The following is a 6,798-nucleotide window of genomic DNA, read 5'->3' on the forward strand; positions in this document are numbered from 1 at the left end:
CGCAGTTCCCCGCGCCCCTAGGTGGTCTGCAACGCGGCCCTGTAGGCGTCGATGGGCGGGTGGGGGGCTCTGCCCAGGAGGGATCGGAGCGTTCCCTGCTGCGCGAGAGTCGTGCCGTCCAGGAAGCCGCCCGCTATGGCCGCGTACGTGCTCAGGAGCATCGGGATCTGGAAGGGCAGGGCCTGGGCGGCCTCGGTGATGGCCTTGCGGGTCGCGGTGAGTGTGTCGGGTTCGTACGAGCCGCCGGTCGCCGCGGCCAGGTCGGTGCCGCCCAGGGGGTGTTCGCCGACCAGTTCGTAGGTGCGGCCCGTGTGGGGGGCCGGGTCCGTCGCCACCCGTACCGCGACCTCCGCCAGGTCCTCGCGCGCCACGGCGGCGAGGCGGCCCGACCCCAGTGGCGCGGCGATGGTTCCGTCGGGGCCGGGCGCGGCGATCGCCGCGAGGAACTCCGCGTACAGGCCGTTGCGCAGGACCGTCCAGTTCAGTGTCGAGTCGCGCAGCCTGCGTTCGGTCCAGCGGTGGGCCAGTGCGTACGTCAGGTGGTCGCCGTCGCCGCTCAGGCTGGTGTAGACGAGGTGGCCGACGCCCGCCTTCTCGGCCGCGGAGATCACGGCGTCGTGGCGGGCGATGACCACGTCGTCCTCGGCGGCCCCCGCGGAGATGAGGAGGAGTGTGCCGACGCCGGTGAAGTCCAGGGTGTCCGGGTCGTCGAAGTCGACGCGCCGGCCGCCGGGAGCGGGGCTGCGGGTGCCGATGACGACGTCGTCGCGGTCCGCGAGGCGGGCGGTGACGAGCGTGCCGAGGGCGCCCGTGGCACCGGTGATCATGAGCATGGGAAGGTTCCCCCGTGGAAGTGGTTGCGCCCGCTGTCCGGGCGGGGCCGGGTGACCGGCCTGTGACCATCGTGGTCGGCGCGACGCATGCGCATAAGGAGGCACTTTCATGTCAGTAGGGCACACGGCGGTAACCACTCCGCCCGCTCCCGGGGCCGGTCCCGAACCGGTGATCAGTTGCGAGACCCCGCAGGACGAGTGCGGTGTGCGGGACGTCCTCGACCGGCTCGGCGACAAGTGGTCCGTGTACGTCGTGGTCGAACTCGCCTCGGGCGTCCTGCGCTTCAAGGAGCTGCAGCGCCGGATCCACGGCGGCATCTCGCAGCGCATGCTCACCCTCACCGTGCGCCGTCTGGAGCGCGACGGACTGGTCGAGCGCACCGTCCACCCGACGATTCCGCCGCAGGTCGAGTACGAGCTGACCGAGCTTGGCCACAGCCTCACCCACCTCGTCAAGGCCCTCGCCGACTGGTCCATCGACCACCGTCCGGCCATCGCGGCCGCCCGCGAGCGCTACGACGCGGCTCAGGACTGACCGGCCCAGGACTGACCCCGCGGCAACGCGGACACCACCGCGTCCGCCAGCGCCCGATGGCCCGCGTCCCCCGGATGCACCCCGTCCACAAGGAGACCGGGTGCCAGCAGGCCGCCGCCCGGCAGCAGTGCGGAACCGGCGTCAAGCGCCGCCCGCTCCACCGCCGCGCGCAGTTCGGCGAGGGTGGCGCCGAGGGCGTTCGGCACCGACTCGGCGTCCGGGCGCAGCACGGGCGAGACGACCAGGAGGGGGATCCGCGGGTGTCCCCGGCGCACCAGACGCAGGAACGCGAGCGTCGTCTCGTACAGCAGGCCCGACGAGTGCGGCGTGCGCGACCAGCAGTTCGTGCCGAAGGCGACGGTGAGCGCGTCGGCGTCCAGGGCGGCGAGTTGCTCCGCCGTGGCGAGCTCGCCGCGCGCCGCGCCCGCGTACCCGAGGTTCACGGTGTCGAGCCCCATCGCCCGCCCCGCGAGCGCGGGCCAGGTCAGGTGGGGGCGCGACGCCGACCAGCCCTCCGTGATCGAGTCGCCGTGCACCAGCCAGCGCGGTCGCCGTGCGGCGGGCTCGACCGTGCCGCCGCCGAGGGGGCGCAGATCGTGGACGACGGGGTGCAGTGTCTCCGGTAGGTGGAGGGTGAAATCCCCGTCCTGGTGCGGGAGTTGGAGTTGTGTCGAGCAGATGTGGCGTCCCGGTGCCGGGGGAGTGGCGGCAGTGTCCAGGGGCTCGGCCGGTGAGCCGCCTCCCGCCCCGGGCTCGCCCGTACGGACCGGAAGCGATCCGTACGGCTCCGCGAGGAGGGTGAAGACCGGCGGTCCGGCGCGGTGCGCGTCCGGCGGTGACGGTGCCGAGGCCGTGTAGGTGATCTCGACGGCCCGGACGCCGTGGGCGGTGAACTCCAGCCGTATGCCTGCCGGGAGGCCCGCCCGCTGCCACGTGTCGCCGGGCAGGCGGTCCCGGTCCGACGGGTCCGCGCGCACGGGGGCGCCGTCCGGCGACCACCACGCGACGCCCCGCGTGAACTCCCTCGGCGCTGCTCTCACCGCGCGTCGCCGAGCGTGGGGTAGGGGAACTTGACGCCGACCCCGCCGTCCACGACGAGCGTCTGCCCGGTGACGTACGAGGAGAGCGGCGAGGCGAGGAAGAGCAGGGCGGAGGCGATGTCCGAGGTCTCCGCGACCCGGCCGAGGGGAGCGTTGCGGGCGTTGTGCGCGCGGCCCTCCTCGCCGATCAGGCCCGCCACGCGCGGGGTCCACACCACGCCCGGCGCCACCGCGTTCACGCGCACTCCTCGCGGGCCGTACTCCACCGCCGCCGAGCGGACCAGGGAGATCAGGCCCGCCTTGGCCGCGCCGTACGCCGCGTGCCGCGGGGCCGCCGTCAGGCCCGAGACCGACGCGACGAAGACCAGGGGGCCGCCACCGGCCGCGGCGAGTGCCTCTCCGCCGTACTGCACAGCGAACCAGGCGTGCCGCAGGACCAGGGAGAAGTGCCAGTCCCAGGACGCGTCGTCCAGCTCGTCCAGCGGCGCGTAGCGGGCCATGCCCACGATGTCGACGACACCGCCGATCCCGCCCAGCTCGTCGCGGGCGTAGGCGAACAGCTGACGCATGTCGTCGCGCCGCGTCACGTCGGCCACGTACGCGGTGCCGCCCGTCTCCGCCGCGACCGCGTCGGCGCGGTCCTTGTCGAGATCCACGCACAGGACCCGCGCGCCCGCCGCCGTCAGCGCGTGCGCGGTCTGCCTGCCGATGCCGTTGCCCGCGCCGAGCAGGACGAAGGCGCGGTCGTCGAGGCGGTGCAGGGCGGCGTAGTCGGGGATGGGCGAGTTGTCGAGGGGGGCCGGGGGGCCCGAAGGGTCCAAGGGGGCGCTCACGGCGCCGCCCGCCGGGGGCGGTACGCGGCCAGTTCCGGGATGACTTCCTTGCCGAGGATCTCGATCGTGCGCAGGATCTCGCGATGCTCCAGGTAGCCCCACTGGACGTAGCAGATGAGCTGGTCCACGCCGAGGTCGGCGTAGCGCTTGGCCTTGCGGACGATCGTCTCCGCGTCGCCGATGAGGATCATGTCGCCGTCGTTGAACTCCTCGACGGGCGCGCTCCCCTCGATGATCGGAGTGAGCAGGGGGAAGGTCCGCTCGCGCTCGTCGGGCGTCAGGTGCGGCAGCTCCCAGTCGAGTGTGAACTGGGCGAGGTTCCGGTACCACCAGGCCACCGAGTCCCATACCCGCCGCGACGGGCGGTCCGCCGCGTGGACGAGCGTGTACGCGCTGACGCGGTCCGTGGTGACGTCCGTGAGCGGGGTGGGGGTGCGCGCGGCGGCGCGGTAGGCGGCGACCTGCCGGGCCATCGCCTCCAGCGGCTGCATGATCGAGAAGGAGAGCAGGCCGAGGCCCGCCGCGCCCGCCACCTCCGCCGAGCCGGGGGATGTCGCCGCCATCCAGCAGGGCGGGTGCGGGTCCTGTACCGGCTTCGGCGTGACCATCCGCCGGGGAAAGGTGAACCGCTCGGACTCGTAGGCGAAGTACTCCTCGCGCCACATCCCCGTCACGACCCCGATCGCCTCGCGCCAGTCCGCCCGCGACTGCTCGCGGTCGACGCCGAAGGCCGTCTGCTCCATGGGGGTCGAGCGGCCCGTGCCCCACTCGACGCGGCCGTCCGAGAGCACGTCCACGGCCGCCACCTTCTCGGCGATCCGCTGTGGGGGAGTGAAACCGAAGGGGGTGAGGGTGACGCCGAAGCCCAGGCGGATCCGTTCGGTCAGGGCGGCGAGGTGGCCGAGCAGGACCTCGGGGGCCGGGCAGTGCGAGCGGCCCTCGCGGAAGTGGTGCTCGACCGCCCAGACGGTGCGGAAGCCGACCCGGTCCGCGAGCCGGATCTGCTCCACGGCCTCGCGGTAGGCGCGCTGCTCGGCGGCGCGCTGGCCGTGCGGATGGGGTCCGTCCCAGGGCTTCGGAACGTCGATCTCGTACAGCACATCGAGGTCCATGGCCTGTGCCTCCCTCTCGACCGGGGAGCACGATGAGGGAGATCTGACGAAGTGTCAACCGAAGCGTCGACCGCCATCTGGGAGGCCCGGCACGCAACGGACGAAACGGACGGCGCAACGAAGGCACGTATATGACGGAAGTGCGCAATGATCATCCGCCAGTACGCAAGGTTGCTGCATTACGGTCGGGAAGGCGTGGACTCTAGAGTCAGGCGTCGTACGTGGTGTGGCGGGGACTGCCTGCTCGGTGGTTCCCGTCTCCTAGCGCGGGTGCCATGAGTCCTCGCCGCCCTGACCGGCAGCGATGAAGGAGCCAGCGCGTGCTCGACCAAGGCGCACCCCCGCAGAACCGCCCACGCCCCCCGGGCAGCCCTGGCCTCGGCAGCCGCCTGATGCGGCGCAAGCCGGTCGAAAGCCTGGTCGCGGAGGGTGGCCAGGGTGACGGTGGCTCGCTGCGGCGCTCCCTCGGCATGTGGCAGCTGACCATGATCAGCATCGGTGCCACGCTCGGCACCGGCATTTTCGTCGTCCTCGGCGAGAGCGTCCCCAAGGCCGGTCCCGCCGTGACGATCTCCTTCGTCATCGCCGGACTCACCGCCCTGTTCTCGGCGCTCTCGTACGCGGAGCTTGCGGGTACCATCCCGGTCGCCGGCTCCTCCTACTCGTACGCGTACGCAACGATGGGCGAACTCATCGCCTGGGTGTGCGGCTGGTGCCTGGTCCTGGAGTACGGCGTCTCGGTCGCCGCGGTCGCGGTCGGCTGGGGCGAGTACCTCAACGAGCTGCTCGACGGGACCATCGGCGTCACCATCCCCGACGCGCTCTCCGCGGCGCCCGGCGAGGTCGACGGCGCCATCATCAACCTGCCCGGCCTCGTCGTCGTGCTGCTCGCCATGGTGTTCCTGCTCGGCGGCGCCAAGGAGTCGGCGACGGCCAACACGATCATGGTCATCGTGAAGATCGTCGCGCTCGCGCTCTTCTGCGCCATCGGCTTCATGGGCTTCAAGTCCGGCAACTACTCCGACTTCATGCCGCTCGGCACGGCCGGGGTCAGCGCCGCCGCCGCGAGCCTCTTCTTCTCGTACATCGGCTTCGACGCCGCCTCCACCGCCGGTGAGGAAGCGAAGAATCCGCAGCGGGACCTGCCGCGCGCGATCATGCTCTCGCTGGTCATCGTCACGGCCCTCTACGTCCTGGTCGCCGCCGTCGCCGTCGGTGCCTGGAACTGGAAGGACTTCGAGGGCTCCGAGGCCACGCTCGCCGCGATCATGAACGACGTCACCGGGCAGAGCATGTGGGGCACGATCCTCGCCGCCGGCGCGGTCATCTCCATCGCGTCGGTCGTCCTGACCGTTCTCTACGGCCAGACCCGCGTCCTCTTCGCCATGTCCCGCGACGGCCTCGTCCCCAAGGTCTTCGGCAAGGTCAGCACGAAGACGGGCACGCCCCGCGTGAACACCGTCATCGTCTCGCTCTTCTGCGGCGCCCTCGCCTCGGTCATCCCGCTCGGCAAGCTCGTCGACGCCACCAGCATCGGCACGCTCTTCGCCTTCGGCCTGGTCAACATCGCCGTGATCGTGCTGCGCCGGACCCGCCCCGACATGCCGCGCACGTTCCGGGTGCCGCTCGGCTGGCTCTTCCCGGTGCTCGGCTTCGGATTCTGCGCGTACAACATGTTCAGCCTCGACTCCGTCACGTGGGTCGTGTTCGGTGTCTGGATGGCCGTCGGCCTCGTGTTCTACTTCCTGTACGGCATGAGCCGCTCCCGATTGGCCACAGCAGAAAAGTGATCCACCCCCCGTGCGACTGAACGATCTCGACGAACGCATCGTGCACGCCCTCGCCGAGGACGCCCGCCGTTCCTACGCCGACATCGGCCAGCTGGTCGGACTCTCCGCGCCCGCCGTGAAGCGGCGCGTGGACCGGCTGCGGGCCACCGGAGCGATCACCGGGTTCACCGTACGGGTGGACCCCGCGGCGCTGGGGTGGGAGACCGAGGGGTTCATCGAGATCTACTGTCGCCGGAACACGTCGCCGGAGTCGATCCAGCGGGGGCTCGAGCGGTATCCGGAGATCGCGTCCGCGTCCACCGTGACCGGGGACGCGGACGCGATCGTCCAGGTCTTCGCCGCCGACATGCGGCATTTCGAGCGGGTGCTCGAGCGGATCGCGGGGGAGCCGTTCGTGGAGCGGACGAAGTCCGTACTGGTGCTTTCGCCGTTGATGCGGAGGTTTTCTTCGGGGTCCCCTGCGTGAGCCCTTCGGGGGGAGGCGGGTGGGGGTGCTTTTTCGGGTGCGGGTTCGTTGTGGCTGGTCGCGCCGTTCCCCGCGCCCCTGAAAGGACTGCGGCGTTCCCCGCGCCCCTGAAAGGACTGCGGCGTTCCCCGCGCCCCTGAAAGGACTGCGGCGTTCCCCGCGCCCCTGAAAGGACTGCGGCGTTCCCCC

At 71.7% G+C, this 6,798-nt stretch carries 7 protein-coding genes; 3 read left to right on the forward strand and 4 right to left on the reverse strand.

From position 1 onward, the window contains the following. Positions 1-17: 17 nt before the first annotated feature. Positions 18-833, reverse strand: a complete 816-nt coding sequence (locus ABZ953_RS22840; RefSeq protein ID WP_361726742.1) for an NAD(P)H-binding protein — start codon at positions 831-833, stop codon at positions 18-20. A gap of 109 nt (positions 834-942) precedes the next feature. Between ABZ953_RS22840 and ABZ953_RS22845 the strand changes: the two genes are divergently transcribed. Beyond that, complete coding sequence (locus tag ABZ953_RS22845) at positions 943-1,368, forward strand: helix-turn-helix domain-containing protein (protein ID WP_361726744.1); 426 nt, start codon at positions 943-945, stop codon at positions 1,366-1,368. Here ABZ953_RS22845 and ABZ953_RS22850 read toward each other — a convergent pair. The 3 genes from ABZ953_RS22850 to ABZ953_RS22860 are packed head-to-tail and all read right to left on the reverse strand — an operon-like array spanning position 1,359 to position 4,353. Next, entirely contained in the window at positions 1,359-2,408 is a 1,050-nt protein-coding gene (locus tag ABZ953_RS22850; protein ID WP_361726746.1) for a GDSL-type esterase/lipase family protein, read from the reverse strand. The genes ABZ953_RS22845 and ABZ953_RS22850 overlap by 10 nt on opposite strands. Next, entirely contained in the window at positions 2,405-3,241 is an 837-nt protein-coding gene (locus ABZ953_RS22855) for an SDR family oxidoreductase (protein ID WP_361726748.1), read from the reverse strand. Before ABZ953_RS22855 ends, ABZ953_RS22850 begins: the two co-directional genes overlap by 4 nt. Continuing rightward, complete coding sequence (locus tag ABZ953_RS22860; protein WP_361726750.1) at positions 3,238-4,353, reverse strand: LLM class flavin-dependent oxidoreductase; 1,116 nt, start codon at positions 4,351-4,353, stop codon at positions 3,238-3,240. Before ABZ953_RS22860 ends, ABZ953_RS22855 begins: the two co-directional genes overlap by 4 nt. Positions 4,354-4,673: 320 nt before the next feature. On the opposite strand from ABZ953_RS22860, the gene ABZ953_RS22865 reads away from it, so the two are divergent. Next, the gene (locus tag ABZ953_RS22865) at positions 4,674-6,143 is read left to right on the forward strand and encodes an amino acid permease (RefSeq protein WP_361726752.1); all 1,470 of its coding nucleotides are present in this window, start codon (positions 4,674-4,676) and stop codon (positions 6,141-6,143) included. 10 nt (positions 6,144-6,153) lie between these two features. Beyond that, the gene (locus tag ABZ953_RS22870) at positions 6,154-6,609 is read left to right on the forward strand and encodes an Lrp/AsnC family transcriptional regulator (RefSeq protein ID WP_361726754.1); all 456 of its coding nucleotides are present in this window, start codon (positions 6,154-6,156) and stop codon (positions 6,607-6,609) included. Positions 6,610-6,798: the final 189 nt, after the last annotated feature.

Source organism: Streptomyces sp. NPDC046465 (genome assembly GCF_040646035.1).
Lineage (GTDB): Bacteria > Actinomycetota > Actinomycetes > Streptomycetales > Streptomycetaceae > Streptomyces.

Excerpts from the sequence above, each read along its gene's own strand:
- ABZ953_RS22840 (WP_361726742.1), bottom strand. The coding sequence starts at position 833 with ATGCTCATGATCACCGGTGCCACGGGCGCCCTCGGCACGCTCGTCACC.
- ABZ953_RS22845 (WP_361726744.1), top strand. The coding sequence starts at position 943 with ATGTCAGTAGGGCACACGGCGGTAACCACTCCGCCCGCTCCCGGGGCC.
- ABZ953_RS22860 (WP_361726750.1), bottom strand. The coding sequence starts at position 4,353 with ATGGACCTCGATGTGCTGTACGAGATCGACGTTCCGAAGCCCTGGGAC.